We start from the raw sequence: 26838 nt of genomic DNA on the forward strand, positions 1-26838 counted from the left end.
AACAACGTTGAATTATCAGCCATGAAAAGAAATATAATAATCGTTCAACTTTTAGCAGTTGTCCTGTTTTTCTCTTCCTGTGAGAAAGATTTTATGACAGTTAACCGGGTGGACGCGTTCATCCCTTCGGACCAGTTTTATACCAATTATAATTATGCGCAGCAAGCTGTCTGGAACGTCTACAGCTATCTTCCCAACGGACTGGGCACGCTGAATTATGAAGCCATCACCGACAATGCCGAAGCAACTAATGTTACAGATATGTCGAATGTCTTTAACCAGGGCGTATGGAATCAATATGTCAACCCGGAAGATGTTTGGAACAAAAACTTTAATGCCATAAGAGCAGCCAATCTATATCTGAAAAATAAGGATAAAGCTGATATTGAATACATTAAAAACCGTATTGTTACCAACGACTCTACTCCCTATTTTAATGCCAGAAATAACGTAAAGTTTATGGAAGGAGAAGTGCTTTTCCTGAAAGCTTATTTCTACCTGGAGTTGATCAAAAGATATGGAGGTGTGCCCATTCTAAGAGAGGCCTTCGAATACAAATCTGACGACTGGAAAAATGTACCAAGAAATACATTGGATGAATGTGTAAGGTACATTGTAGAGCTGTGTGATGCAGCCTCCACTATTATCCCCCAAAACCTAAGTACCTATTCCTGGTACGATATAGGCCGTGTTACTTACGGGGCGATCAAAACCTTAAAAGCAAAAGCCCTGCTTTATAGTGCCAGTCCGTTGTTTAAGGGCGCTGGTACAACTGCAACCTGGGAAGATGCTGCCAAAGCTTACAGCGATGTTATTGCATTGAATGTATATACGCTTGATGCCAATTTCAACAATGTATTTGGAGCTGGTGGTCTTAACTCCAAAGAGATGATCTTCTTCCGCCAGTATGGCAACAACAACTCGGTAGAATTTGCTAATTTCCCCATCAGTTTCAGGGGCTAATGGAAACAGTGTAACGCCTACCCAGAACCTTGTAGATCAGTTTGAGGTATTGATAAAGGACGGTTCGGGTGTAGTAACCGGCTCCAGGCCTTTTAGCTGGTCGAATCCCGCCGACGCTGCCAATCCATACGCTAACAGGGACCCTCGTTTAAATAATACAGTTATACTAAATAGTACCACCTTTTCAGGTGCTGTTATTGAAACCTTCGAAGGGGGTGCCGCCGGGTTTCCCAAATTAAATGCTACAAAAACCGGCTACTACCTGAAAAAATGGGTAAACCCTTCCATCAACCTGGTAACCAGTACCAGCGCGGTTCATACCTGGGCCTATTTCAGGTATGGCCAGTTGTTACTAGACTATGCGGAAGCGGCTTTTAATGCTTATGGAGCCGAAGGCAAACCGGTAGGCGCATCATTAACCGCTTTGCAGGCTATTAACCTGGTGCGGGCCAGATCAACCATGCCCGCGCTTACCGCAAGCCAGGTCAACCAGGCCAGCATAGAACATGAGCGCAATGTGGAAATGGCTTATGAAGATCAGCGGCTATGGGATGTAAGACGCTGGAAAAAAGGAAGCAACTATTTCAATCAGCCAGTGAATCGCATTAAGATAACTAAAACAGGTACCACCTTTACTTACCAGGTAAATAAGTTAGAGGACCGGAAATTTGAAACCCGAATGGATTGGTACCCGATTCCTCAGGATGAAATTGTTAAAACGGGTTGGACACAAAATCCTGGATGGTAACAATAATCCTTAACCATTAATTTTTAAAAGAAAGTATTATGAATAAAAAGCTTCTACTGGCATTTTCAGGGATTGGATTCGCTATGATGGTGCTATTCACAGGCTGTAAACAAGATGCTATTATTGGTGAGCGTGTGCCGGAAAACGGCAAAGTGTTTTTTCGCTTGCTGACAGTACCGGAACCAGGGGGATCAATGGGGTAAGTACCTGGGCACATGATACAGTTGCCAAAACAGTGGCAATTGCTGCTACCATTTATAGAGGTGGTTTTACCGAATTAAGTCCCTTTAACGTAAAGGTACAGGCAGATAATAGTGCTGTTGATAAGTTGATCAGCGCAGGAAAATTACCTGCCAATACGGTAAAGCTGGCGGCTGCTGATTACGTATTGGATGAGCTGTCAACCATTGAGTATAAAGATGGCGTAATGAAAGGTACCGTACTACCCAAAATTAAAATATCCAGCTTGAGCGCCAACCAGGGTAAATACATTGCATTGGGCCTTTCAATTGCATCCGCTGAACGATTTGGTATCAATGAAGCACGCAATAAAATAGTCGTTTATGCAAACGTAGATTCTTTACTGGATGCTATTATACCCCGAAAAACCAGATATTGAACGATGCCTGGCAGGTGCTGAAGATAGCCAATAATGAAAATGTAACTGTAACACCGGCGGCTAACGGATCCTTTGTATTCGCGGGTGGCAGTGGCGGTCATGTCGGTATTTATCAATCCGTAGATGTACAAGCCGGCAGAAAATATTCTTTCACTTTTAATGTGAAAGGATCAGGCGCTACCGATACCTGGTTTGAAGTATACATTGGATATGGAGCGCCTGTTACCGGTGTAGATTATAACGAAGGTGGCGCACGCATGGGTTTAAATACCTGGACGGGTTGTGGTAAAACACCGTTCGATGACTTATTATCCAAAGTAGGTTGTGCAGGATCGGGGCCGGTCTTTACGGCGCCTACAACGGGTAAAGTATACCTGGTGATTCGTACAGGAGGAGCCAACCTCGGAACCGGAGGTATTACCGCTTCAAAATTTGTGTTTATACGGCAGTAAGCATAATATTCAAAAGATTTTTAGGAATGGGATGTCAAAATTGGCATCCCATTTTTTAAAGGTCAGGCTCTTTCTTTATTTGGCATGGTGCTAGTTGCTTTATCTGGTAAACCCTCAAGCAAAGCGTTTTCTATTGAAAGTGAATGGCCACAAATATTCTTATTGAAGTATCACTTCTTTCGCCTTATCCAGTATTTCATCCCTACCTGCTATTATTCCTGCTACGGTAGGTCGTACAATGATATCCGGTATAATTCCTATTCGTTGTGTCGGTCTTCCGTCCGGATAGAATATGCCAATGCCGCTAAACCTGGTTTTTACAAAGCCTGGAAGTATGATCTCGAAACATTTCCGTCTGCACCGGCAGAATGTGTACCAATAACCGTACAATCAGCGGCAGTTCTATAAGCCATGGCATGATATTCTGAAGAACTTTGCGTCGTTTCATCAATTAATAGCACCACTTTTCCCCGGTAGTAATCGGATCTTACATTTCCTGTTTTTAATGGAGCGGCATAAGAGAAAGAACCAGGATTTCGGATACCGGGTACCAGGATTTTCACAAATGGTCTTAGTTCGGGCAACAGGAATTCTGGAAGTGTATATATCAGGTGATCTGATGGATAATTTCTTAAGTCGATAATAATACCCCTGGCTTCTTTAAACTGTTCAAAAACTGCTGCGAGATCCCTGGTTTTAAGTTTTCCATGATCAATATAGCCGACTTTATTTCCCACCCATTTGTAAGGGATATTTAGCATACTGAATTCTTTCCTGGCCTGAAACGTTCCCGGATTGTAGCTCGATACCGTTTTCTGCTTTTGTTTGCCACTTCTAATAATGTCCACGCTTAGTATAGAATCATTGGTTCTTACAAGACTTCCGGCTATATCTCTTAATTGTGTCCAATTGTTTGAGGCGGGTGTATAGGGTCTCAGATTATTCGCAATAGTTTCAACAGGCTGTCCGTTTATTTTAACCAGTATGTCACCTATTTGAAGATCGTTTTTTTGAGCAAGGGTTTCGTCTGAAAAGCCGGCTACAACCGGCTGATTGTTGATGAATTTAAGCCAGACAAGCAATCGCCTGTTACCTAAAAAATTGTTTATAGCATAATCAAAGTCAAAAAACGCATGTGAATCACGTATCTGTCCTGCCAGCTCTAATAGAGCAAGCTTATAGGATAATTCGGTTTTCGCATTTAGAAACTTAGGAATAAATTTCTTTAAAGTTATTTTCCAGTCTGCGCCGATATCAGCTTTGTACGGGAAGAAATATTCTATAATATTCCAATAGCGGTATAAAGCTAAAATCCGGTATCCATCGTCTGTAAAAGGCATCTGCATATAGGGACGTTCATGCTCTATACTCACATTAGAAGCACGCCCTTTACTTACATAGTACTGGTCTTCAGCTGAACTTTCTAATGAACTTAAACCTAGCAATACCCTTTGGAGATTCTCCGAAAACCCAGATCGGTTAATCCAGCTTAAATCAGGTTGTATACTAATACTATCGGTGACTGCTTTTTTAGTAGCTTTGGGTACCTTACCCAGTGTATCAATCCAATTTAGTAAAATATCATCTCTTTTACCAGCCGGAGTCTTTAGCAGTTCAGGCAACACTCTAAACAATTCATAGTCCCAGTTATAATTGCCTTTGATTACGTTTGGATGACGATATTTTAAGTATCCCCATACCAGACCCAGTTGATACAAAGTGTGAATGGTATTGCTGTCTCTATCATTTATAGTTACCAACGATCCCCTGTCAAATTCACGATCTTCTTCGGCGGGAGCAGTTATCATAGGTTGCAATTCTGAAATATCTTTTCCATCAATAGATATTTTAAGATCATCCAGCCACATTTTTCCTTTGCCTACTAACATGCCTCCAAAAACAATCTTATCAGTTTTTTTCGGGTCTAGCGGAAGTGTTATCCTGTACTCAGTCCAATCGGTGGTACCTTTCGCTCCTCTCTGGTGCATATTGTCAAAGGCTATATAAGGATCAATGCGCATCCAAAGGCCCGCATATCCATCCGTTACATTTTCGGTTTTTATAAATCCTGAAAAGGTTATGCTATCGCCTGCATATTTTTTGTTAGGTAGCGTGCCCAAGTACTAAACTGCGGCTTTCCGCCTTCGAATGCAATGGAAGCAGAGTAGGCTCCGGATCGGAAAATTCGAGAGTCCAGTTTTGCCGTGTAGATGGTACTATCTTTGAGCGTATACCCCTTCCAACCGATAGCCGAGTCTTTGTAAATATCTTCAAAGCCCAGGTTGTAACCGTCAGATTGCCGGGGCGATTTACATGAAAAAAGAGAGCAAACAAACAACAGGATAAATAAAGATGATCTCATAATGTATATAGTTGGTTAGTCAATAGGTTGCACCACAAGTACGATAGATCTCTTGCTAACTTTACCGATACTTGTGCAACTTATGTGTTTATAACAATAAATATATTGATATATTTAAAAGCCAAGTGTTGATGGTTAGCTAATATTTTCTTAATGCTTAAGCTGCCATTACAATAAGCATTCTATAAAAAGCAGGTTGCAATTGGAAGTACTAACTGAAAATTATAAGTTTGTTACTCATTTAAAGCCCCTTAAACATGAAACCTCTAAAAAATACTGCTCAGGCAGTAAAAAAGCAATGGATTACTCCGGAAATTACAACAATTCAAATCAATGGTAACGGCGTTGCCGGCTTCGATTTCGCTAGTGAACAAGTGAGCTAACAAAGGGTAAACACGGTGTGAGTTTTAGAACAGTTTAAAGAACAGGAAGGAAATTGCTGTCAGCAACGGGAGTTCGTAATGACCGACTGATGTCTACCTGCTATTCAATGAATCAGGCAGCCCGAAAAAGCCCGGGTAGCAGATTGATGCCTAATAAATCATTTTGATCTGCAAATTAATTTAGTATACATTTGCTAAATTTTTGAGCGATATCCATGGAGTATGCTATTGTAGATATAGAAACTACTGGTGGGAATGCCGGTTCCGGAAGCATTACCGAAATTGCCATACGTGTTTTTGATGGCAACAAAGTTATTGAAAGCTATGAGACTTTGGTGAAACCAGCTCATGCCATACCGCCGTACGTTGCATCGCTTACGGGCATTAATGATGCTATGGTCGAAAACAGCCTTTCATTTGGTGATATCGCCAAAGATGTTTTTGCTATACTGGAGGGGAGAACATTTGTAGCCCATAATGTTAATTTCGATTACTCTTTTATAAAGCATCAACTAAATATTGCAGGTTACAATTATGCATCAAAAAAGCTATGTACCATAAAAATGACCCGGAGGATCAGGCCCGGACTGCCATCTTATAGCCTGGGCAATTTGTGCGATGCCCTGGATATTAGAATAGCAAGCAGGCATAGGGCAGGAGGTGATGCAGATGCTACAACAATGCTGTTTTCAAAATTACTGGCATGGGACTTTGATGGCGTTATCCCGGAAATGTTGAACGAGGTTGAAGAAGAGCGGCAATTATCTGTAGCCCTCAGAAACGATTTTGATAGGCTACCCAATGTTCCGGGTATATATTATTTTTATAATGACAGCGATGAAGTCATTTACATCGGGAAAGCCAGAGATCTGAAGAAAAGGGTAGGACAGCATTTTGCCATACATAGTCCCAATCGAAAAGGCTCAAAATTTGTAAAGAAAATAGCCCGCATTAGTTATGAAGCATGTGGAACCGAACTGATCGCATTGATAAGGGAAGTGTTGGAAATTAAAAGGGTTTATCCCCAATATAATACGGCGCTCAAAAAGTATGAGGCAAAGGCCGGGTTATTTGTTTATGAAGATGAGAATGGCTACCAGCGAATGACCATTGCCAGATCAAAAAAGGATCAGACCCTGTTCAGGTATTTACAACACGCCAGGGTGGGATGAATAAATTGCGTGAACTCTCGAGGCGTTTTGGGCTTTGTGCTTCGCTATGCCGCTTAAATAGTTGTGAGCTTTGTGATCTGGTGGATAAGAAAAAAGAGCTCCTATGCACGGCTAATCAGCCTGCTGATATATACAATCAAAAAGTTGACCAGGCGCTTTCTTTTTTAAAAGAAAACGAACAAGGTTTTTACATTATTGATAAAGGGAGGCATGCGAATGAGAAGAGCTGTGTTTGGGTGGAGAATGGCCAGTTCTACGGAATGGGCTATATTGATAACGCCGCTGATATCCATTCACTTGATGATATCAGGGATAGTCTCACCAGGTATAACGGGGATCATTATACGATGCAGCTGATCATTTCCTATGTGTGTAAGTATCCGCGAAAGGCTGTGCCCATTGCCGTTAAAGCAACTGCTTATTAAAGCCAGACGTATTAAGAGTCAACTGGTTTTCTCATTGTTTTAATCACTTTTATTATCAGGGGTACCGTCACTACAAGAACGAAGAATGCAATGATATATTTTAACCAGGGTTGCAGGAGTGGAATACTTGCCATTAAATATCCCATCAGTACAAATACCAGTATAAAAATAGTTGATCCAATAGCGCTCAAAATAACAAACCTTTGAGCCTTTACTCCAATTATGCCAGCCAATACCGGTGCAAATGTTCGCACAATCGGTAAAAAATAGCTGCCCACTATTGCCAATGGTCCGTGCTTTTTATAAAAAGATTCGGTAGAAGTTAAGTAACTCCGGCGAAAAAAGCGGGATTCCGGCCGGGAATAGAAAAACTTTCCGGAGCTACGCCCAATACTATAACCTGCAATGCTTCCTGCCACACTTGAAATGACCAGGAGAAAGCATACAACGGGTAAAGAAGGTAACAGATCATCTTTTGCAGCAAGCAGTCCCACAGTGAACAGCAAGCCACCAATGGGCAAAAAGAAGCAAAAAAATAAACCGATTGAACCAAATACCAACAGACATACCAGTATTAACCCACCATATCTGATTATTGATTCAGCATCCATAATAATTTCAAGTATTGTTTGAACAAGGTAATACTTTAAAGCTAAAAACCAGAGTATCTGGTTCCGCGAGCAATTATTAGACAGAGAAAAAGTCACCTATTTTTAGGATCTTTAGCTCACCGGTGATTTTTCTTTCGGCATTCAACTTGTTCAGTATTTGCCCGGTTTCGCCTATTGGTTCATCACCTACATCAAAAGTTCCATAGTGGAAAGGAACAACGACTTTAGCCCGGGTGTCTTTAAAAACCTGCAAAGCATGGTAAGGATTCCGGTGTTTTTTCTGATAAACCAGGCTGGCGAATAAGCACGGCCCCCCAATAATGCAACTGGTACAGTCAGCAATAATCTGTTGACAAAGCATGTTGCTATGCTGATTATAACAGTGCGTGCTAATGGCTTTCTGTATACGGATGGCCTATTTGCTTTATCCTGTATGCAACTCCATTGTCTTTAAGAACGTCCGACTAAAACAAACGATAGTATACCTCAACTCCAACAAATTGCATATATGAAACAATTGCTGCTCTCCGGTTTAGCCCTTATTGCTGGTATCACGATAAAAGCGCAGGATATCCTGGTACAACGCATCGATTCTTTGATGAATGCTTCAATAAAGCCAGGTCAGCCGGGCTGTGCCGTATTGGTGGCAAAGGCTGGCGATATCATTTATAACAAAGCTTTTGGTAGTGCTCAAACAGAGTTGAATGTGCCACTGAGGCCGGATATGGTTTTTAAAATTGCTTCGGTTACCAAGCCTTTTACCGCTGTTGCTATACTGCAGTTGGTGGCACAGGCAAAGATTGGGTTAACGGATACTATTCAACAGTATATTCCTGATTTTCCTGTAAAAGCAGCGCCGGTCTCTATCGAACATTTGCTTACCCATACATCCGGCATACCTGATTATATGCAGCTGGATTTTCAAACGCCTTACCTCGAGCGTCGTGATTTTAAACCTGCGGAACTGATCGACAGCTTTAAAATGCTTCCCCTGGAATTTAAACCTGGTGAGCAGTACAGGTATAGTAATTCTGGTTATTATCTTTTGGGATATATTATCGAAAAAGTTACCCGTCAGTCTTATCCCGCTTATTTGCAGGAGCATATTTTAAAACCCCTTGGTTTAAAGCATACCTATTTTGATAGTACCGGCACTCTGATCCCTGGCCGGGTTAATGGCTATCGAAGGGAAAAGGGGGCTTTCAAAATGCAGATTTCTGGAGCCCTACCATTGCGTATGCCGCAGGCGGACTGCTGTCGACAACGGAAGACCTCGGCCTGTTTTTACAGGGATTGTTAAGTTACAGGATTCTTCCAAAAGAGCTATTGGAAAAAGCCTGGACGCCACATATACTGGTAAACGGCGTAAAAACAAATTACGGATATGGCTGGACACTTAATAACCTGAATCAATTGCGCTCTATAGAGCATGGCGGTCATATGAATGGTTTTACTTCTAGCTTAATTTACTATCCGGATGAACAAATAACTATTGCTTTGCTATTTAATGACCAGGATGCTCCCAGAGATAAGCTATCTCGCCTGCTCTCAGAACTGGTGCTGGGCAGGTCGCTGGAAATGGAAAGTAAATCCGTTGATCCGCAGGTGATGGAAAGCTACACGGGTATATATGCTTTAACAGGAAATAAAAGTAGAACCATTACAGTTTCAAAGACAAAAGGAGGTTTGGTCGCTAAAGTCTCCGGACAGGATGGCTTTGAGATACTGTTTACTGATGCCTCTCATTTCAGGCTTAAGAATATTTCTGACGCCACGGGCGAATTCAAACTCAAAGATGGGAACGTGGCTTCTATGATCATCAACCAAAATGGTGTTTTTGAGTGGATCAAAATTAAGTAATGGTGGCCGCTTAATGGTTTCCGCGCCCGGCGAATAAGTAATTCCCAATCATTTTCTCGTCAGTATGAGGCAATTAATTTACCTAATTGCCTCATATTTTAACTATATTTGAGGCAATTAATTTTGATAATTGCCTCATGACCTATAATTGGCAACTTCCTGACTGGGCAAATTTCACTTATGATGATGATGTGATAGACCCTTTAATAATTGAGTTTGCTCTTGAAACGGGCGAACTAAGGGGTTTGCTGGCCACTCAGCCAGATGACATACAACAAGATACTATTCTTCAGTTTATGATTACGGAAGCGCTCAAAACTTCTGAAATTGAGGGAGAATTTTTAGCAGGCAGGACATTATGTCGTCCCTTAAAAAGCAATTGGGAATTGCGGATAACATTACTCACATAAAAGATAAAAGGTCGCAGGGGATCACAGCTTTGCTGGTTAATGCAAGAAAGTCATTCCATGATAAGCTGACAGAGTCGGCATTAAAAAGCTGGCACCACGACCTCATGAAAGGGAATTCCTATATCAATGCGGGAGTATACCGAACCGGTAAAGGACCTATGCAGATTATTTCAGGAGCTATTGGTAAAGAGGTGGTTCATTTCGAAGCGCCCCCTTCGAATGAGGTTGCAGGCGAAATGAAAAAGTTTGTGAAATGGTATAATAGTTTCGAAACTTCGAGAAATGATATCAGGAATATTTTTATCAAGACCTCTATATCTCATTTATATTTTGAGAGCGTACATCCTTTTGAAGATGGAAACGGAAGAATAGGGAGGGCAATTGCTGAAAAATGCTTATCGCAATCTCTGGGAAGACCCGTTCTGATGAGTCTTTCACGTACTATTGAAAAAGACAGAAAGAAGTATTATAACGCCCTTAAATATGCTCAGCGAACATTAGATATAACTGAGTGGATACTGTACTTCTCTAAAGTTATTCTTGAATCTCAGAAGAACGCAAAACAAATGGTTCTTTTTACGATAGGTAAAGCTAAATTTTTGGATATTCACAAGCATCACTTAAATGAGCGGCAGCTAAAGACGATAATGAAAATGTTTGATGTAGGTATTGCAAAGTTTGAAGGTGGGATGACTTCTCAAAAGTATGTTTCTATTACCAAAGCATCGAGAGCCACTGCCACAAGAGACCTGCAAGATCTGGTGTATAAGAATATTCTCATACAAAAAGGGGAGGGTAGAAGTGTGAGGTATGATCTCAATATATAGAATGAACACCCCGTTTTGGTCACGTAACAGTTCTTTTATTTTTCATCCACTTTTCCTGGTCAATCTATACTTTCCCATCTGTTTTATATACAATTCCATCAGGTTTTACCTGCCATATTACTTCAAAAAGCGCGTTGAAGCGATTTAAGTTCCAAATACAACTCAATAATATTATCTTAGAACCCAAATATTAAATACCCCCTAACGAGTATTCACATCAGCAAATGAAAAATAGACGCGATTTTATAAAAAATGCGGCAGTAGTATCTACAGCATTTATGATTGTACCACGCCATGTACTGGGTGGGAAAGGTTTTGTAGCACCCAGCGACAAACTACAGGTGGCCAGTATTGGCGTTGGTGGAAGAGGCAGCGCCAATGTCAATAAAATAGGTGCGCATGCTAAAGTGGATATGGCTTTTTATGCGATGTGGATGACCAACGGGCCACTCCCAGTGTAACAAAATTCCCCAAGGCGAAGTACTATAAAGATTATCGCGAAATGCTGGATAAAGAACAACGGAATATAGATGCCGTGGCAATTTCTTCACCCGATCATCAGCATACCATTCAATGCCTGGCCGCCATGCAGCTGGGTAAACATGTGTATGTTGAAAAACCGGCGGCACATGATATTTGGGAAGCCAGGGTGTTAACCCATGCGGCAAAACGCTATAAAGTGGTTACGCAAATGGGTAACCAGGGCGCTTCGGATGATGGTCCGAGGTTGGCTAAAGAATGGTTTGAAGCTGGACTGGTAGGAGATATCCATACCGTGTATTGCTGGACGGATCGCCCCGTATGGCCGCAGGGCATTGCCTGGCCTAAACAAACCGCCTCAGTGCCCAAGCACCTGGACTGGGATCTGTGGTTGGGTACAGCTCCTCAAAAAGAATATATCGACAAACTGGTTCCTTTTAACTGGCGCGGTTGGTGGGATTATGGCACAGGTGCCTTAGGCGACATGGGCTGCCACATGCTGGAAGTGCCTTTCAGCGTTTTAGGTTTACAATATGTGCAAGATGTGGAAGCCAGTGTGGGTACCGTGTATGTAGATGAATTTAAAAGAGGATATTTCCCGGAAGCTTGTCCACCTTCGAGCCATGCCACTTTAACCTTTCCCAAAACTTCCAAAACTAAGGGACCTATCAAATTGCACTGGATGGACGGCGGTATACAACCTACCCGCCCGGTGGAGTTGGGTGCTAATGACCTGTTTGGGAGATGGAGGCAATGGCATATTGATGGAAGGAACAAAAGGAAAAATGCTGTTTGATACATACGGGCAAAAAGCCAGGCTATTACCTGCATCTCTAAATGAAAAAGCTAAAAAGTAAAACAACGCTATCAGCGCGTAGAAGGAGGAGCGGGCGGCCACCAGGCGCAATGGGTGGATGCCTGTATTGCCGGTTATGGTAAAAGGAAGTAAGCTCACCCTTTGAAATTGCCGGTCCGTTAACAGAAGCCTTGTTAATGGCCAACCTGGCTATTCGCGGTGCGGATCTGAAAATAGATAATAAATACCCCGCACGTAACCTGAAATTATTATGGGATAAAAATGCCATGCGGGTGACTAACTTTGATGCCGTAAACCAGTTTGTAAAAAGAACCTACAGGCCGGGTTGGGAAATCAATTATCAATTATAAAAATGAAATAATGAAACGTACATTAATGATCAGTGGCCTGTTTGCTTTATTGTTGACGGGCTTTACTGCAACTGCACAGAAAAAAGGAAAATGGATAACGCTGTTTGATGGCAAAACGACGAAGGGCTGGAAGGGATATAATATGACGACCGTGCCCAACGCCTGGACGATTGAGGATGGTGCTTTAAAGATCAACGCAAAAACGCCGACAACCAATGAACGGGGTGATCTTTTGTTTGATAAGAAGTTTAAAAATTTTGAGCTGCAGCTAATGTACAAGGTAGATAAAGGTGCCAATAGCGGAATACTATACCTGGGGCAGGAGCTGCCGGGTAAGAAGATCTATCAATCTGCTCCTGAATTTCAGGTGCTGGATAATGAAAACCATCCTGATGCGAAGGCCGGCAAAAACGGCAACCGCAAATCTGCCTCATTGTATGATATGATTCCCGCCACACCACAGGTGGACAAAGGCTTTGGTCAATGGAACGAAGCGAGGATCATTATTAAAGACGGGCATGTACAACATTATCTGAATGGTAAGAAAGTAGTAGAGTACACCCTTTGGAATGAGGATTGGAAAAATATGGTGTTGAACAGCAAGTTTAAAGACTGGGCTGATTTTATGAACGCTGGCGGTGATTCTCGTTCGGGCTATATTGCCTTGCAGGATCATGGTAATAATGTTTGGTTTAAGAATATTAAGTTAAGAGAGCTATAAGCTATATTGTATTTCGTGACATATCAAAGACCTTTCGCCCGTTCGTAACAGAACGGGCTTTTTCGTTGCTCACTTTACCGGGTAAGCCTTTAAATACCTTAAACAGATGTGTATTGTATATAAGCGATCTTGTCTTTATCTGCATTTTGGTTGCTATTGATAATGTTAAAAGAAGACCAACTGGCAGGAGCCCGAACATAGAATAGAAGTTTATTTGTTCCCTTTAAAAGCGCAGTGTATGTTTGAGCGTAACAGCTTACCTAATTGTGAGCGACTGCGAAACTATGGATATTGGAATATTATTGTTTTTATCGGGAATATTGGCTGGTGCAATGAACGCTGTTGCTGGTGGTGGCTCGTTTGTCAGCTTTCCTGTTTTGCTTTCAGTAGGTATTTCACCTGTTACGGCTAACGCTTCCAACACTGTAGCACTACTGCCGGGTAGCCTGGCCGGAGCCTGGCAATACCGGGAATACGCTGGTAATTTACAGGGTATTTCTTTAACCAAAATGATCCTGCTTACGTTAGGAGGTGGTGGCGTAGGCGCATTATTGCTGTTGTATACGACCGCCTCCCAATTTACCAAATTCATTCCCTGGCTCTTATTAGTAAGTTCTCTGACCTTTGCTTTTGGAAAACAGTTGGGACATTATATTCGTAAAACGCGGCAGATAAGCCGAACCACCGTAATGACCGGGCAATTTATATTAGGCATTTATGGTGGCTATTTTGGCGGGGCAGTGGGTATTATGATGATGGCTGTATGGAATATATTTGGCATGACGGATATTAAACAGATCAACGCCAATAAGAATTTACTGGTAGCTGCGGCTAATGCGGTTGCCGCCGTTCTGTTTTCATTGCCGGTAAAATTGCCTGGTATGAAACAGCTATATTGATCGTAGCAACAGTGTTGGGTGGTTATGCTGGTGGCTATTACAGCAAGCGCATTAACGCAGCACTTCTAAGAACCATTATCATTGCTTTTAACTTTATCATTACAGCGCTATTCTTTGTAAAGACCTATGTAGTGACCGCCTCCTGATTGAATGAATACTATTGCTTAAAACTTAACATTGGAATTCAACAGAGTGTGTTAATTTTATATTATTAAATTGTTACCAATAGTTATGGCAAAAAAATCAAAAGAACAGGAACAGTCACCTAAGAAATTAATACAGAACAAAATTATTACGCATTTATTGCAGGAGTTTCAGCAGCTGGAAACATTAGTGGGCAAAAAAGAATGGACAAAAAGATTAAAGAAATCGGCAAAGATCATTACCCAGGGTTTAGAGTTTGAAGAAGCTACTAAAGAAGACATTGCAGAAGAAAAACCAGCAGCGGCAGCGCCAAAGAAGTCAGCTGCAAAAAAACTGCGACTGCTAAACCAGCCATTAAAAAAGTATCAAAAAAATGGCGACACAGAAAGCCGGAGCAAAGGCAACAACAAAGAAAGCCGCTTCTAAAAAGGCTAAGCCGGGGACAGCAGCTTAGCTACTTGTCCCATACTCTTGCTGAGCTTTTAATGAACATTGTTCTACCAGTATTCTTGATCATTTTTCAATTGTATATAAGCAATAGGCGTAGCCAATAAAGCTAGCCACGGATGCCTCGGATGATAAAAGTATCTGTGTATCCGTGGCTTTTGTAAATTGCTTAATCTAAGTAAGTCTACTTTACCGTTGAGTAGGCAGTTGTTACTACTGATACCTCATAGTGCCCACTTATTTCGTATCCATTTTTAATGTAACGGTAAACTTACCCTGTTGATGAGCCGGTAGATTTGCATCAAAGCCAATCATAATAGTTCCTTTATTGAGCTGGTTGTAGCTGGCGTAGTTATAATCGCCATACTCACATTTATAGGCTTCGGGATTTTCACAAGGTCTTATAACCAGCTTAAAGGGGTATTGCTTTTAAAACTTACCTGCATGGTTTTTCCTTTTTGCATAAGGCGAATGGTATGAGCGTTAACAATGGTAGCTGTAGCAGGCGTAACCATATTCCATCGCATATCTGTGTTGTCCGATCCGGCTTCAATAATATCTTCCACCTGTAAATAATCTTCGTTGATAATAACTGCTTTTCGGGTAGCGGAGCGCAGTTCATTGTTGAGGTTTAATGCTGGTGTAAGGTCAATAACAGCTCCCAATTCTTTTCCTTTTTCAAGGGTTTTTACCAGTGTGGCTTTGCCCTTTACATTATGCCGCTGGTTATTAATGCTGATCGTATTATGGTTAAGATTATTGTACCGGAATATATCCCAACGTGGTGAGTTTTGTTTCATGTTCCAGAGATCAACGCCTTTTGACTCCAGGGTGATATAGCTTTGCATACCGAAATCCATGGCCCATCTTAGGCCTGCTTCGTCATACACAAAACTACCCTGGTCCATGTGTGCGTGTCCATCGGCCGCGCTGCCTCCTTTAATGCCGAGGTATTTACCCTGGTCATCCTTCCAACTGGTGCGAACAATGGCCACAGGCGTAATGCCCTGCCCCGAATATACTTTTTGGTCAGGTATAGGCGGCTCTGAGAGATTTATACTCCTGGCGAAAATCAAAGTAGCTGGCAGAATGCGATCTTCGTCTGCTCCTTCTTTGGTGTAACGTCCCTTTTTAATAAGTGACATTTCGTTATAGATCAGCGCAGGCTCCTTTAACTTTTCGGCAAACCAAAACATAATCGGGGAGGGAGCTACGGCAGTACCACAATCATAGTAATTATAATAAATACCCGATGGTCCCTGCGAAAAGAGCATGTAATAAGCAGATTGCATAAAGCCGGGTGCTTTCGATAGATCGTTGTCGGAACCCAGCGCACTTTCAAGCGCAGCCGATAATAGTACCTGAAAACTGGTGCCATAGTTCCAGTAACCGGGTCCTTCAGGATAATTGCCATCTGGTGCAAATGTTTTCAGTGGCAGTAGGTTTGATTGGAGTGAACGTTCTATGATTCCAATAGATGCTTCTTTCTCTTCATCCAATATAGCCAGCGCTCCAAAAACAAGCCCGGCATTACATACAGAATTCCAATTGCTATGCGCATTAAGAAACCAGGCTTGCTGTTGATTGTACGAGGGTTTAAAGGCTTTTTCTACAATGGCCGTGCGCACCTTTTGTTTGGTGCTTTCGCTTAACTGGTCATACAGCCAATCGTAGGCAATGGCAACCGCCATACACATTTCACCTACATCCAGAAAGTGAGAGGGGTTCCAGCTTTCAAAATTGCAAATGGCATTCAATTCCAGCTCAGCACGTTGTACATACTTCTTATCTCCGCTCATCCGAAAGCTGTAAGACAGGTAAAACAAACGTGCGAGCGCCTCTCTTGATACGGCCAGCAATCGTTTACCTTCTTCTTTTTTAAACACCAATGGCAGCTGATTTAAAAAACATCTGAAACCTGGTGAATATAGCCGTCCACCTTTTTTAATTCGGTGTTTTTGTATATGGAAGACTGAACCTGTAGTTCTTCACCCTTTTTGAGTAATAGCCTGGGATGCTCACTAACCTTTGAATAATTATAAGACTGGTTGCCGGTAGTTTGCTGTGCCGTAGCCGGTAAAGAAAAGAGGAAGATGTGTAGAAAAATCGCCCCATATAGTATACTTACATAGCTGTTTCGATGTATTAACCGGGTCAGGACTTTTATAAACATTATATTTTATTATTCTTGAGTTGAGTTGCAAGAGCAGCTGTAAACCTGTAAAGGGGCTGCTATTGTTATCTATAAATATAAACAGCTTTGAGGTAATTTAAGTAATCGTTTGAAAGAAAGACGATTGCCTTTTTAATTTACCTGCTTTGGTATAGTTGTTGAGCAAATTTGAAAGCCAGGATTTTTATTAACGGATTCAATTTCTATTATGAAGTATATAGACGACTATGAAAAAAAGAAGCGGTTGCTGATGTGGTCAATGATCTGATCAAGATCAATAATGATCGGATAGAAGGTTATGAAAAGGCGAATGTTGAAATAAACGAAGATGACGAGCAGGGGCTAAAGCCATTATTTGATGGTATGATAGCAGAAAGTAAGCAATTTAAAACAGAGCTGGAAGCGATCGTAACCATTAATGATGGCGAAGTTGCAAAAGGCGCTTTGGTAACGGGAAAATTGTACCGGGCATGGATGGGTGTTAAATCCATTTTAACTGCGGGTGGCAGGCGTACTATTTTAAGCAGTTGCGAAACGGGCGAAGGCGCTGTTCAACAAGCTTATCGACAGGCACTGGAAAGTGAGGATTTGCCTGACGGTGTAAAGCTTTTGATTGAAGAACAACAGTCAATACTGAAAGCATCCTATGATACCATTAAGGAGCTACTGGACAGAGCAGTAGCCGCGACTGAGCAAAAGAGCTAATATGCATTTTATGTAACACTACATTGGGTTAAGGATAGTACAGAATTTCAGATATTTTTTTATAATATGCAACAAGAAATAACGTATAACTGCCTGTTTTGTAGAATTATTGCTATTATATTTCCTACGAAAAGATGGTTTTTCATTATTTTCGAAGGCTGATAACTATACCCATCTGATTGGGATAATAGCGTTTTGCTTTTCTAAACATATCAAAGCTGTAGTGACCCATGATTTTAATTGTTGATGACCAGATTGAGAATATTTATTCCCTGAATAAATTATTAAAATCCTGGGATTTTGAAGTGGATACCGCCCAATCTGGTGAGGAAGCGCTTAAAAAAGTACTAAAACATGACTATGCACTTATTATACTGGATGTGCAGATGCCCGGTATTGATGGATTTGAAGTTGCCGAAACATTATCGGGTTATAGTCGTACCAAAGAAATACCTATCATATTTTTAACTGCCGTTAATACTGATAAAAAATTTATTACAAAGGGCTATGCGTCCGGGGGTATAGATTATATAACCAAACCAGTTGACCCGGACATACTGATTTTAAAAGTAAGAACCTTTTATAGATTGTACGAGCAAACTTTGGCGCTCAGCGATTCGCAAAAAATTCTAAAGTCTGAAATAGAGGCGCGCAAAAAGGCTCAGCAGGAGTTAAATGATAAAGTAGAGCATCTACATACCACATTGGAGAGCCTGCCCCAGATTGCATTTCGGGCAGACGCATTTGGGAATGTTTTTTTGTAAATAAAAACTGGTTTGAATATGCCGCCAGCGCTACAACATTCCCTGAAGTGCATCCGGAAGATACAACCATGGACATGATCTGGAGCACCTGTATGAAGCGTTTGCAGCCCCAGGAAGTGGAAGTTCGTATTCGCCAGCTTCAATCAGGCTTGTTCCGTTTCCATTTGTTAAGAATTATACCGGTTAAAGATGAAACCGGTATTAAAAACTGGGTAGGCACTTTTACAGATATAGATGATCAAAAACAGGAGGAAAGAAAAAAGATGAGTTTTTGAGCATAGCCAGTCATGAATTGAAAACGCCGCTTACCAGTATCAAGGCGTATATACAGTTGATAGAACGCATGGAAAATAAGCAGCCGGAAAGTAAGGTCGCTACCTACATACATCGCGCTCACGACCAGGTTTCTAAACTGGACGGGCTTATTAATGATCTGCTGGATGTTTCCAAGATAGAAAATGGAAAACTAAAGATTAATAAGAAGCCGTTTGATTTAGAGCAGCTGATTTCGGGAGTTATTGAAACGATCCAGTATACCAGCGCCCAGCCCGGTTTAAAAGTCGAAAGGCAAGGGGCTCTGATCGCAAAAGAAATTAATGGGGATGCTTTCCGTATAGAGCAGATACTGATCAATTTCTTTACCAATGCCATTAAATATTCACCGGGAGCCGAGAAAGTTGTATTGCATACCAGTGTAGAAAAAGACCATATTTATATAGGTGTACAGGATTTTGGAATTGGGATTCCCGATCATAAGAAGAAGAATGTATTTACCAAATTCTACCGTGTAGAAGAATCTTCGGTACAATTCCAGGGACTTGGTATTGGCCTATATATATGTGCTGAAATCATAAAACAGCATAATGGTACTTATGGTGTTGAATCGACCCTGGGTGAAGGAGCCACATTTTATTTTACACTGCCAACCAGCTAAAAAATATGTCTAAAAAGCTTATCAGAAAACTACAGGTCGGATTTGGTATCTCGCTGCTTATCTTGTTGCTGAGCTCATCAGCCTCCTATATAAGTATAAAAGAGCAGATCAACAGCAGAACACAGGTGATGCATACGCAACGCACCATGCGGTCGGCCAACCAAATTTTAATGGATCTGCAGAACGCTGAAACCGGGCTGAGGGGATTTCTGCTTACTGGTACCTACAGTTTTCTTGATCCATATTACCAGAGTGTAAAATCGCTTCCCACGGCCCTGGAAAAAGCGCGCAACCTGGTACAAGATAATCCACAACAGGTAGAGCGTGTGGATAGTATACATGTATTGGTGGATAGCAGTCTTCATTTATTGGAACGATTGATCGCGCTCAAAAATGAAGGAACGATTATTAGAGTAGATCAGCTGGTGCGGGGCAAGCAAATTATGGACGCCTGCAGAACGATGATTGCGCGTTTTACAGATGTAGAATCGGCATTGCTGCAAGTCAGAAACGAGAAGATGCACAGAAGTTCCAATACCACCTCCATATTCATCGTTGCCGCCGCACTGATATCGATCTTTATTACCCTGTACTTTTATCTGCAGATACGTGAAGAGTTTAAGAAGAGGGAGCAGATGCAAAAGGCCCTGAAGCAAAAAGATGAAGATATATCAAAGCGCCTTAATATTATTCAACACATCGCGCAGAAGATATCGTCCGGTGATTTTTCTGTTCGGGTTAACGATGAAGAACAGGACGAGCTGGGGAGCATAGGCGTATCGTTGAATACAATGGCAGCCTCCTTACAGGAATCTTTTGACGAGATCAATAGTAATGAATGGAAGCAGGCCGGCCTGGTGAACCTGAACGAGATAACAACAGGAAATAAATCAGAGCAGGTTATTGCAAAGGAGGCACTTGCCCACCTGGTTCAATACGGAGATTGTTTAAATGGAGCTATTTATCTCTTAGATACAGGCAGCCTTCACCTGCGAAGTGCCTACGGCCTCGAAGACTATATGAAGCAGCAATATGCTCCTGGGGAGGGCATTGTGGGGCAGGTATTTAACGACCGGGCGATGCGTCAATTAACCAATCTGTCCGAAACAGATTTTACTGTGGGTACTTCTGCAGGAGCTGTGAAAGTCCACAACCTCATCTGGCTGCCGCTACTGGCCAAAGGCCAATGTTTTGGAGTAATAGAATTAGGTGCAGCCCATTCATTTGAAGAAGCCGATCTTGATTTTTACCAGGAAGCCGCCAGGATTATTACCCTTGAAATATTGGCTGCTAAGGCCCGGAAGCAGGTGCAGACATTATTGGAAGAAACGCAGGCTCAGTCAGAAGAGTTGCAAACCCAACACTCAGAACTCGAAAACCTGAATACCGAACTGGAAGCGCAGACACAAAAGCTGCAGGCTTCGGAAGAAGAATTGCGCGTTCAGCAGGAGGAGCTACTACAATCTAACCAGGAACTGGAAGAACGGTCCCGGTTATTGGAAGAAAAGAACGAACTGATTGCCAGCCGCAACCTTGAGGTACAGAAAAAGCAGAAGAACTGGCACTAAGTACCCGGTATAAATCGGAGTTCCTGGCAAATATGTCCCACGAACTTCGTACGCCACTTAACTCTATCCTTTTATTATCAAGGTTGATGGTGGAAAATGGTGATGATAATTTGAATGAAGACCAGGTGGAATCGGCCAGGGTTATTCAAAGTTCAGGATCGAGCTTGTTGAGTTTAATTGATGAAATTCTCGACCTGTCGAAAATAGAAGCGGGTAAAATGGAACTGGAACTCGGCTCGGTTCCACTGTCAGTGCTTAAAAATGATCTGCAGAACTTGTTCTCACCTGTAGCGAGAGAAAAGGGTTTAGACTTCACTATAGATTTGTATCCTGATGAAGCGGGTAAAGATATTTTTACAGATAAGCTAAGGCTGGAACAGGTACTGAGGAACCTACTTTCCAATGCGCTTAAGTTTACTACGCAAGGTTCAGTTACCTTAAAAATTAAACCTGCAGCGAACGATGCTGATCACGTTCAGTTTTTAGTGGAAGATACCGGTATAGGGATTAGCGCAGAAAATCAAAAGATCATTTTCGAGGCTTTTCAACAGGCCGATGGCTCTACCCGCCGGAAGTTTGGTGGTACGGGATTGGGACTTTCGATTAGCAGGGAGTTGGCCCGCTTACTGGGAGGCGAAATAACGGTAGCCAGCGCATTAGGTACCGGAAGCGCTTTTAGTTTTATTATTCCAAGATCTAAAAATGCTACAGGCGTCAAATCTCTTCCGGAAAATAAAACAGAAACCGTTGCAGCGAATCTGGTAGAAGACGCGCGGCGCTGATCAATACCAGCAACCTGGTGGTTACAGAAATACCCGAAGATGTGCCAGATGACCGAGGCAATATCGACCCCACAGACAAAGTTATTTTAATTGTTGAAGACGATACCAATTTTGCAAAAGCATTATTGAAGTATACGCACCAGCGGGGATATAAAGGTGTTATTATTGTAAGAGGAGATATGGCTGCGCCTGCGGCCCTGCAGTACAGGCCATCAGCTATCCTGCTGGACATCCAATTACCTGTGAAAGATGGCTGGCAGGTGATGGATGAAATCAAAACCAACCCCAGGACTCGTCATATACCCGTGCATATCATGTCTTCCTGGAAGTGAAAAAAGAAAGCCTGCTAAAAGGTGCTATCGACTTTATTAATAAGCCTGTTGCACTTGAACAGATCAGCAAGATCTTCCGGAAGATAGAAGATGCTTTAACAGGCTATCCTAAAAAAGTGCTGATTGTTGAAGAAAACCCCAAACATGCTACCGCTTTATCTTATTTCCTCAGCAACTTCAATATCGTTTCTGAAATAAAAGATAATGTAGACGATAGTATTTCGGCACTCATGTCCGATAAAGTAAACTGTGTGATACTGGATATGGGTATTCCTGACAAAACAGGGTATGAAACCCTTGAAGCGATCAAACAAAAGCAGGGGCTGGAGGATCTGCCCATTATTATTTTTACCGGCAAAAATCTTTCTCATGCCGAAGAGCTTAAAATTAAACAGTATGCCGACTCAATCGTTATTAAGACGGCACATTCTTTTCAGCGCATATTAGACGAGGTAGGTCTGTTCCTGCATTTGGTAGAAGAGCATAATCCGTCGGTCGAAAAACGCAAGATCAATAAGCTGGGGTCGTTAAATGAGGTATTGAAAGACAAGACAGTTTTAGTTGCTGATGATGATGTGCGAAATATATTTTCGCTTACAAAAACATTAGAGCAGTATCAAATGAACGTGGTTTCTACCATTGATGGTAAAGAGGCATTAATGCAACTGGAAGCCCATCCTGAAACATCGATCATATTAATGGACATGATGATGCCGGAAATGGATGGATATGAAACAATACAACGCATCCGTAGTAAGCCGGAATATGCTAAACTTCCCATTATTGCGGTAACGGCGAAAGCAATGACGGGTGATAGGGAACGATGCATTAGGGCCGGGGCTTCCGATTATATTTCCAAACCGGTTGATAAAGACCAGCTGTTATCCCTGCTAAGAGTTTGGTTGTACGAAAACTAAAGGTCCATCATGCACAATAAAGAAAAACCTATCCTTATCATTGATGATGACAGTCGTAATATTTTTGCGCTGGAGCTTACGCTCAAGGCCAGAAAATTTAACTATCTGTCCTGCAATACCGCTGCCGAAGGTTTACAAATACTTCGAACCGATAAGGCTATTGGCCTGGTGTTGATGGATATGATGATGGCTGAAATGGATGGTTATGAAACAATAAGGATTATACGAGCTACGGATGAGTACCCTGATGTTCCCATTATTGCAGTGACAGCTAACGCTATGAGCGGCGACAGGGAAAAATGCCTGCAAGCTGGTGCTAATGGATATATTTCCAAACCTATCAATGTGGACCAATTATTGGATATGATTGAAAAATGGTATAGATGATTGAACCGGATATTATAAGGGATGAGGAAATGGAATTGTTGCTCAGGGATATTGCAGACCTGTACGATTATGACTTTACGCAATACACGCGATCGTCTTTGAGAAGGCGTTTGAACCGTATTTGTATGCTGGATAAATTCACCAGCTTTGCTGAATTAAGATACAGGATCACCAAAGACCCTGCCTACCTTACGCGCTTTATTGAAGAGGTTACAGTCAACGTAACCGAAATGTTTCGCGATCCTGGTTTCTATAAAACCCTGCGGGACCATATATTGCCCACACTAGGTACCCATCCGTTTATTCGCGTGTGGGTGGCGGGCTGCTCTACCGGGGAAGAAGCTTATTCTGTCGCCATACTTTTAAAAGAGGCAAAGCTTTATCATAAATCGCTGATTTATGCTACCGATATTAACCCGGGCGTTATAGAAAAAGCATCCCGCGGCATCTTCCAGGCCGGGCCTATAAAACAATATTCGGAAAATTACATGTTATCCGGCGGTACAGAAGATTTCTCATCGTATTATTTGTCACGATATGATGTCGTAAAGTTTGATGAAGCATTAAGTGAGAAGATGATCTTCTCCACGCATAACCTGGTGTCAGATTCTTCTTTCAATGAGTTTCAGCTTATTTTATGCAGGAATGTATTGATCTATTTTGATAAAGATCTTCAAAGCAAGGTATTGAAGCTTTTTGACGACAGCCTTCAAACATTCGGATTCCTGGCGCTGGGTTCTAAAGAAACACTGAGACACTCTGTGGTAGAGTCTAAATACAAACAATTGTCTGGGAAAAAATATGGAAGAAAACCAGTTAAATAGCATACCGTTACCTGATAAGCCTGCTACAGAAATATTGCTGATCGGTGGCTCTGCAGGTAGCATTAGTGTGCTGCTGGAGATAATACCCCAACTGGATAAAGAACTTTCGTTCCCTGTTATCATCATATTACACCGCAAGGCTCATCCTGAAAGTAATTTGAGCGAGCTGCTTCAATTTCACAGTAGTTTACCACTGTTTGAAGTGGAAGATAAAATGATCCTGAATAATGGCTGCATTTACCTGGCTCCGGCAGATTACCATCTTTTATTAGAAAATAAAGGACAAATAGCCCTGGATAGTTCGGAAAAAATCAATTATTCCAGGCCTTCCATTGATGTAAGCTTTCAGTCGGCTGCAGTTTTATTTAAACAACATACTGCAGGCTTACTTCTGTCGGGTGCTAATGCTGATGGGATGGAGGGACTTAGATGCATTGAACAGTATAAGGGATTGGTATTGGTACAGGATCCCGTTTCGGCTGAATTTGGTTATATGCCCAAACAAACACTGCTCAACCTTGAAGCGGATGCAGTTTTAAAGCCTGCACAAATGGCCTTCTTCATCAATAGGCTTAATAAAAAGAGCAACCTTAATGAGTTGCTCTTATACAATTTTATTTGATTTCCCTGATCTTTATATTTCGATAGCTTACTTCGTTTCCGTGATCCTGTAACAGGATATGTCCCTTATCTGCCTCCCCGAAATTCTTCCAGTTTTTATACTTGCTGATCTTAACCAGTTCTTTAAACTCAGGAGACTTACGTTCATACTCCAGTACTTTTACACCGTTTAGCCAATGCTCAACATGATTATTAGGGTATACGATTACTTTTCCGGTGTTCCATTCTCCAATAGCATGTGTGGCGCCTTCTTTTGTAGAAGTTTTCAAATCATAAAGCGAAGCCAGTGTACGATTACCGGCACGACCGAGTTTGGCATCTGGGTGTACAGCGTCATCCAGTATCTGGTATTCTAACCCAATAGCAGATAAACCGGTTTGCTCTTTTAAGGTAACAAAATACTTAACACCACTATTAGCGCCCCGGGTTAGTTTAAAATCAAAACTCAGTTCAAATGCACCATACTGATTAGTAGTTACAATATCGCCTGCGTTTTGAGACTCTGCTCCATCCGAAGATTGTATGGTTAATAAACCATCCTTAATAATCCAGCCATTGGCAGAAGTAGGGAAGGTATCGCTTTTGGCACTTCTCCATCCCTTATTGGTTTTACCATCGAATAATAATTTCCAGCCGGCTTTCTTCTCTTTAGAGGTAAGCGTATTTACCTGTGCATTTAAAAAATTACCTGAACCTAAAAGTAAAAGGGCTAAAGCGGATGTAGTAAAAATTTTCCTGATTTTCATAATATTTGATCCTGTTATATATCTGTTTTATACTGTTATGGAATAAATAGAGACTGTTTATTGATCGTTAGTATTTAAATACTTTACCATTTACCATTACTTCCTGTGTCTTTTCGTCAAAAGTGGCTTTGGCGCCTGTATGTGCAGCTGCTGTAGTCATAATATTGGCAATGCTATGGCTGTAACCCGCTTCCACAGGTGCGTTCGGTTGCTTTCTGCTACGGATGCATTCCATCCAGTTGCGTACGTGGTTGGAGGTAAGAATATCACCTCCTGTATTAGCCGAAGCTACCACCTGCTCGTTATTAGGCAAGCTGATTTTAGGTAAGAGGTTTGCTTTCATACCCATCGCAGCCGCCATCTTCTCTGTAAGACCTCCTTGTGGAGATATTTTATTGGTGATCAGATTGAGCTCGCCACCATTCGAATAATAGATCTCAGCCGGGCGTTCGTCACCATTGTGCATTCTCGATCCGAAAGTTACCTGGAAGCCTTTAGACAAGTCATCCAATGGTCCATAATCAAACGCCGCCAACAAGGTATCCCAGTTTCTCCTGCCATCCTTCCATTGATAAATGCCTCCATTGGCTACCACACTGCGTGGATGCTTTAACCCGGTAAACCAATGCACCGTGTCTATCTGGTGGCTCATCCACTGGCCGGGAAGGCCGGATGAATATGGCCAGAATAAACGATATTCCAGGTAGATGCGGGGATCAAATTTTTCAAAAGGCCGGTTCATGATAAAGCGTTTCCAGTCAGTATCCTGCTCCTTTAACTCTTTCAATAATTCAGGGCGACGCCAGCGTCCGGGCTGATTTACGTTCCATGTTAGTTCTACCATAGTAATAGGACCAAACTGCCCGGATTTTATAAAGTCATTAGCTGCATGATAATTGGTGCCGCTACGACGTTGTGAGCCGATCTGCACGATCTTACCGGTTTCTTTTACCGCTTTTAATGCCGCCTTATTATCTTCCATCGTTTCTGCAAAAGGCTTTTCTACATAAGCATCACAACCCGCTTTTACTGCCTCAATGGTATGTAATGCGTGTTGAAAATCAGCTGTGCCAATAAACACGGCATCAACCGTTTTGCTTCCATATAACTCTTCATTATTACGATAGGCTTTTACTTCATTACCCATTTTTTGTTTCCACATGGCAGCGCCCTGTTCACGCCTCAGTTTCCATATATCCGAAACTCCAACCACTTCAAAATTGAGCTCCTTGTAGTGATTCATAAAACAAGGCATGTGAGAGGAGCGATGACGGTCAGAAAAACCAACTACGCCAACACGCACCCGGTCATTCGAGCCTAAAATTCTATCATAGCTCTTAGCGCTGAATACACTATTGGATACCAGAACACCGCACCGCTATAGAAGCCTGCCTG

37 protein-coding genes are annotated in these 26838 nt (G+C 41.9%); 29 read left to right on the forward strand and 8 right to left on the reverse strand.

Annotated elements, in window-relative coordinates; genetic code table 11:
* Positions 1-21 precede the first annotated feature (21 nt).
* Genes MKP07_RS27310 through MKP07_RS27330 form a run of 5 tightly spaced genes read left to right on the forward strand, consistent with a single transcriptional unit; the run spans position 22 to position 2782 of the window.
* On the forward strand, positions 22-963 hold the full coding sequence (locus MKP07_RS27310) for a RagB/SusD family nutrient uptake outer membrane protein (protein WP_240850397.1): 942 nt from the start codon (positions 22-24) through the stop codon (positions 961-963).
* Positions 932-1711, forward strand: coding sequence for a RagB/SusD family nutrient uptake outer membrane protein (locus tag MKP07_RS27315; protein WP_240850398.1), 780 nt, complete (start codon positions 932-934; stop codon positions 1709-1711). Before MKP07_RS27310 ends, MKP07_RS27315 begins: the two co-directional genes overlap by 32 nt.
* Positions 1712-1749: 38 nt before the next feature.
* On the forward strand, positions 1750-1914 hold the full coding sequence (locus MKP07_RS27320; protein WP_240850399.1) for a hypothetical protein: 165 nt from the start codon (positions 1750-1752) through the stop codon (positions 1912-1914).
* A 32-nt stretch (positions 1915-1946) separates the two neighbouring features.
* Positions 1947-2330 (forward strand): hypothetical protein, encoded by a 384-nt coding sequence (locus MKP07_RS27325; protein WP_240850400.1) that lies wholly within the window; start codon positions 1947-1949, stop codon positions 2328-2330.
* On the forward strand, positions 2327-2782 hold the full coding sequence (locus MKP07_RS27330) for a hypothetical protein (protein WP_240850401.1): 456 nt from the start codon (positions 2327-2329) through the stop codon (positions 2780-2782). Before MKP07_RS27325 ends, MKP07_RS27330 begins: the two co-directional genes overlap by 4 nt.
* A 317-nt stretch (positions 2783-3099) precedes the next feature.
* Here MKP07_RS27330 and MKP07_RS27335 read toward each other — a convergent pair whose 3' ends face one another.
* Together MKP07_RS27335 and MKP07_RS27340 are read right to left on the reverse strand one after the other, a co-directional pair.
* Positions 3100-4902, reverse strand: a complete 1803-nt coding sequence (locus MKP07_RS27335; RefSeq protein ID WP_240850402.1) for a S41 family peptidase — start codon at positions 4900-4902, stop codon at positions 3100-3102.
* Entirely contained in the window at positions 4860-5144 is a 285-nt protein-coding gene (locus MKP07_RS27340; RefSeq protein WP_240850403.1) for a hypothetical protein, read from the reverse strand. The genes MKP07_RS27335 and MKP07_RS27340 overlap by 43 nt, the downstream gene beginning before the upstream one ends.
* A gap of 598 nt (positions 5145-5742) precedes the next feature.
* Between MKP07_RS27340 and MKP07_RS27345 the strand changes: the two genes are divergently transcribed.
* Positions 5743-6699: an exonuclease domain-containing protein gene (locus MKP07_RS27345; RefSeq protein ID WP_240850404.1), complete on the forward strand. Its 957-nt coding sequence runs from the start codon at positions 5743-5745 to the stop codon at positions 6697-6699.
* Positions 6696-7124, forward strand: a complete 429-nt coding sequence (locus MKP07_RS27350) for a hypothetical protein (RefSeq protein ID WP_240850405.1) — start codon at positions 6696-6698, stop codon at positions 7122-7124. Before MKP07_RS27345 ends, MKP07_RS27350 begins: the two co-directional genes overlap by 4 nt.
* Before the next feature lie 11 nt (positions 7125-7135).
* Here MKP07_RS27350 and MKP07_RS27355 read toward each other — a convergent pair whose 3' ends face one another.
* Entirely contained in the window at positions 7136-7735 is a 600-nt protein-coding gene (locus tag MKP07_RS27355; protein WP_240850406.1) for a DedA family protein, read from the reverse strand.
* A gap of 76 nt (positions 7736-7811) precedes the next feature.
* A complete protein-coding gene (locus tag MKP07_RS27360) occupies positions 7812-8096 on the reverse strand; it encodes an MBL fold metallo-hydrolase (protein WP_240850407.1) in 285 nt (94 codons plus the stop codon).
* 147 nt (positions 8097-8243) lie between these two features.
* On the opposite strand from MKP07_RS27360, the gene MKP07_RS39805 reads away from it, so the two are divergent.
* The 11 genes from MKP07_RS39805 to MKP07_RS27400 all read left to right on the forward strand — a co-directional run bounded on the left by MKP07_RS39805 (position 8244) and on the right by MKP07_RS27400 (position 14669).
* Positions 8244-9035: a serine hydrolase domain-containing protein gene (locus MKP07_RS39805; protein ID WP_262919516.1), complete on the forward strand. Its 792-nt coding sequence runs from the start codon at positions 8244-8246 to the stop codon at positions 9033-9035.
* Positions 9014-9595, forward strand: a complete 582-nt coding sequence (locus tag MKP07_RS39810; protein WP_262919956.1) for a beta-lactamase family protein — start codon at positions 9014-9016, stop codon at positions 9593-9595. Before MKP07_RS39805 ends, MKP07_RS39810 begins: the two co-directional genes overlap by 22 nt.
* A 137-nt stretch (positions 9596-9732) precedes the next feature.
* Positions 9733-10005: a DUF4172 domain-containing protein gene (locus tag MKP07_RS27370; protein WP_240850408.1), complete on the forward strand. Its 273-nt coding sequence runs from the start codon at positions 9733-9735 to the stop codon at positions 10003-10005.
* Positions 9975-10832 (forward strand): Fic family protein, encoded by an 858-nt coding sequence (locus MKP07_RS27375; protein WP_240850409.1) that lies wholly within the window; start codon positions 9975-9977, stop codon positions 10830-10832. The genes MKP07_RS27370 and MKP07_RS27375 overlap by 31 nt, the downstream gene beginning before the upstream one ends.
* 224 nt (positions 10833-11056) lie before the next feature.
* Complete coding sequence (locus tag MKP07_RS41455) at positions 11057-11293, forward strand: hypothetical protein (RefSeq protein ID WP_317235907.1); 237 nt, start codon at positions 11057-11059, stop codon at positions 11291-11293.
* Complete coding sequence (locus MKP07_RS41460; RefSeq protein WP_317235908.1) at positions 11263-12108, forward strand: Gfo/Idh/MocA family protein; 846 nt, start codon at positions 11263-11265, stop codon at positions 12106-12108. Before MKP07_RS41455 ends, MKP07_RS41460 begins: the two co-directional genes overlap by 31 nt.
* A 197-nt stretch (positions 12109-12305) precedes the next feature.
* Positions 12306-12479, forward strand: coding sequence for a hypothetical protein (locus MKP07_RS41465; protein WP_317235909.1), 174 nt, complete (start codon positions 12306-12308; stop codon positions 12477-12479).
* Positions 12480-12489: 10 nt separating this feature from the next.
* Positions 12490-13200 (forward strand): 3-keto-disaccharide hydrolase, encoded by a 711-nt coding sequence (locus MKP07_RS27385; RefSeq protein ID WP_240850410.1) that lies wholly within the window; start codon positions 12490-12492, stop codon positions 13198-13200.
* Positions 13201-13466: 266 nt separating this feature from the next.
* Complete coding sequence (locus MKP07_RS27390) at positions 13467-14099, forward strand: sulfite exporter TauE/SafE family protein (protein ID WP_240850411.1); 633 nt, start codon at positions 13467-13469, stop codon at positions 14097-14099.
* On the forward strand, positions 14096-14245 hold the full coding sequence (locus MKP07_RS27395; RefSeq protein WP_240850412.1) for a hypothetical protein: 150 nt from the start codon (positions 14096-14098) through the stop codon (positions 14243-14245). The genes MKP07_RS27390 and MKP07_RS27395 overlap by 4 nt, the downstream gene beginning before the upstream one ends.
* A gap of 85 nt (positions 14246-14330) precedes the next feature.
* Positions 14331-14669 (forward strand): hypothetical protein, encoded by a 339-nt coding sequence (locus MKP07_RS27400; RefSeq protein WP_240850413.1) that lies wholly within the window; start codon positions 14331-14333, stop codon positions 14667-14669.
* A 422-nt stretch (positions 14670-15091) separates the two neighbouring features.
* On the opposite strand, the gene MKP07_RS27405 is transcribed toward MKP07_RS27400, so the two are convergent.
* Positions 15092-16576, reverse strand: coding sequence for a heparinase II/III domain-containing protein (locus tag MKP07_RS27405; protein WP_240851099.1), 1485 nt, complete (start codon positions 16574-16576; stop codon positions 15092-15094).
* Positions 16577-16590: 14 nt separating this feature from the next.
* Positions 16591-16863, reverse strand: coding sequence for a hypothetical protein (locus tag MKP07_RS27410; protein WP_240850414.1), 273 nt, complete (start codon positions 16861-16863; stop codon positions 16591-16593).
* Positions 16864-17115: 252 nt separating this feature from the next.
* On the opposite strand from MKP07_RS27410, the gene MKP07_RS27415 reads away from it, so the two are divergent.
* The 11 genes from MKP07_RS27415 (at position 17116) to MKP07_RS27465 (ending at position 24698) form a co-directional block, all read left to right on the forward strand.
* Positions 17116-17568 carry a PA2169 family four-helix-bundle protein gene (locus tag MKP07_RS27415; RefSeq protein ID WP_240850415.1) on the forward strand — a complete coding sequence of 151 codons (453 nt, stop codon included), beginning with the start codon at positions 17116-17118 and terminating at the stop codon, positions 17566-17568.
* Between the two features lie 230 nt (positions 17569-17798).
* Complete coding sequence (locus MKP07_RS27420; protein WP_240850416.1) at positions 17799-18332, forward strand: response regulator; 534 nt, start codon at positions 17799-17801, stop codon at positions 18330-18332.
* 47 nt (positions 18333-18379) lie between these two features.
* Complete coding sequence (locus MKP07_RS27425) at positions 18380-18607, forward strand: hypothetical protein (protein ID WP_240850417.1); 228 nt, start codon at positions 18380-18382, stop codon at positions 18605-18607.
* Entirely contained in the window at positions 18604-19266 is a 663-nt protein-coding gene (locus MKP07_RS27430; protein ID WP_240850418.1) for a sensor histidine kinase, read from the forward strand. Before MKP07_RS27425 ends, MKP07_RS27430 begins: the two co-directional genes overlap by 4 nt.
* A gap of 5 nt (positions 19267-19271) precedes the next feature.
* A complete protein-coding gene (locus MKP07_RS27435) occupies positions 19272-20834 on the forward strand; it encodes a CHASE3 domain-containing protein (protein ID WP_240850419.1) in 1563 nt (520 codons plus the stop codon).
* Positions 20835-20866: 32 nt separating this feature from the next.
* A complete protein-coding gene (locus tag MKP07_RS27440) occupies positions 20867-21616 on the forward strand; it encodes a sensor histidine kinase (protein WP_240850420.1) in 750 nt (249 codons plus the stop codon).
* A gap of 17 nt (positions 21617-21633) precedes the next feature.
* A complete protein-coding gene (locus tag MKP07_RS27445) occupies positions 21634-21948 on the forward strand; it encodes a response regulator (protein WP_240850421.1) in 315 nt (104 codons plus the stop codon).
* Positions 21945-22865: a response regulator gene (locus MKP07_RS27450; RefSeq protein WP_240850422.1), complete on the forward strand. Its 921-nt coding sequence runs from the start codon at positions 21945-21947 to the stop codon at positions 22863-22865. The genes MKP07_RS27445 and MKP07_RS27450 overlap by 4 nt, the downstream gene beginning before the upstream one ends.
* A gap of 9 nt (positions 22866-22874) precedes the next feature.
* The gene (locus MKP07_RS27455) at positions 22875-23252 is read left to right on the forward strand and encodes a response regulator (RefSeq protein ID WP_240850423.1); all 378 of its coding nucleotides are present in this window, start codon (positions 22875-22877) and stop codon (positions 23250-23252) included.
* A complete protein-coding gene (locus tag MKP07_RS27460; protein WP_240850424.1) occupies positions 23249-24076 on the forward strand; it encodes a CheR family methyltransferase in 828 nt (275 codons plus the stop codon). The genes MKP07_RS27455 and MKP07_RS27460 overlap by 4 nt, the downstream gene beginning before the upstream one ends.
* Complete coding sequence (locus tag MKP07_RS27465) at positions 24054-24698, forward strand: chemotaxis protein CheB (protein WP_240850425.1); 645 nt, start codon at positions 24054-24056, stop codon at positions 24696-24698. The genes MKP07_RS27460 and MKP07_RS27465 overlap by 23 nt, the downstream gene beginning before the upstream one ends.
* Here the strand turns inward: MKP07_RS27465 and MKP07_RS27470 are convergent.
* Both MKP07_RS27470 and MKP07_RS27475 read right to left on the reverse strand, forming a co-directional pair.
* Complete coding sequence (locus MKP07_RS27470; protein WP_240850426.1) at positions 24691-25443, reverse strand: 3-keto-disaccharide hydrolase; 753 nt, start codon at positions 25441-25443, stop codon at positions 24691-24693. The two genes, MKP07_RS27465 and MKP07_RS27470, sit on opposite strands and share 8 nt — an antisense overlap.
* A 67-nt stretch (positions 25444-25510) precedes the next feature.
* Positions 25511-26686 carry a Gfo/Idh/MocA family protein gene (locus MKP07_RS27475; protein WP_240850427.1) on the reverse strand — a complete coding sequence of 392 codons (1176 nt, stop codon included), beginning with the start codon at positions 26684-26686 and terminating at the stop codon, positions 25511-25513.
* Between the last annotated feature and the right edge of the window lie 152 nt (positions 26687-26838).

This window comes from Paraniabella hibiscisoli, from assembly GCF_022512515.1.
GTDB lineage: Bacteria > Bacteroidota > Bacteroidia > Chitinophagales > Chitinophagaceae > Niabella > Niabella hibiscisoli.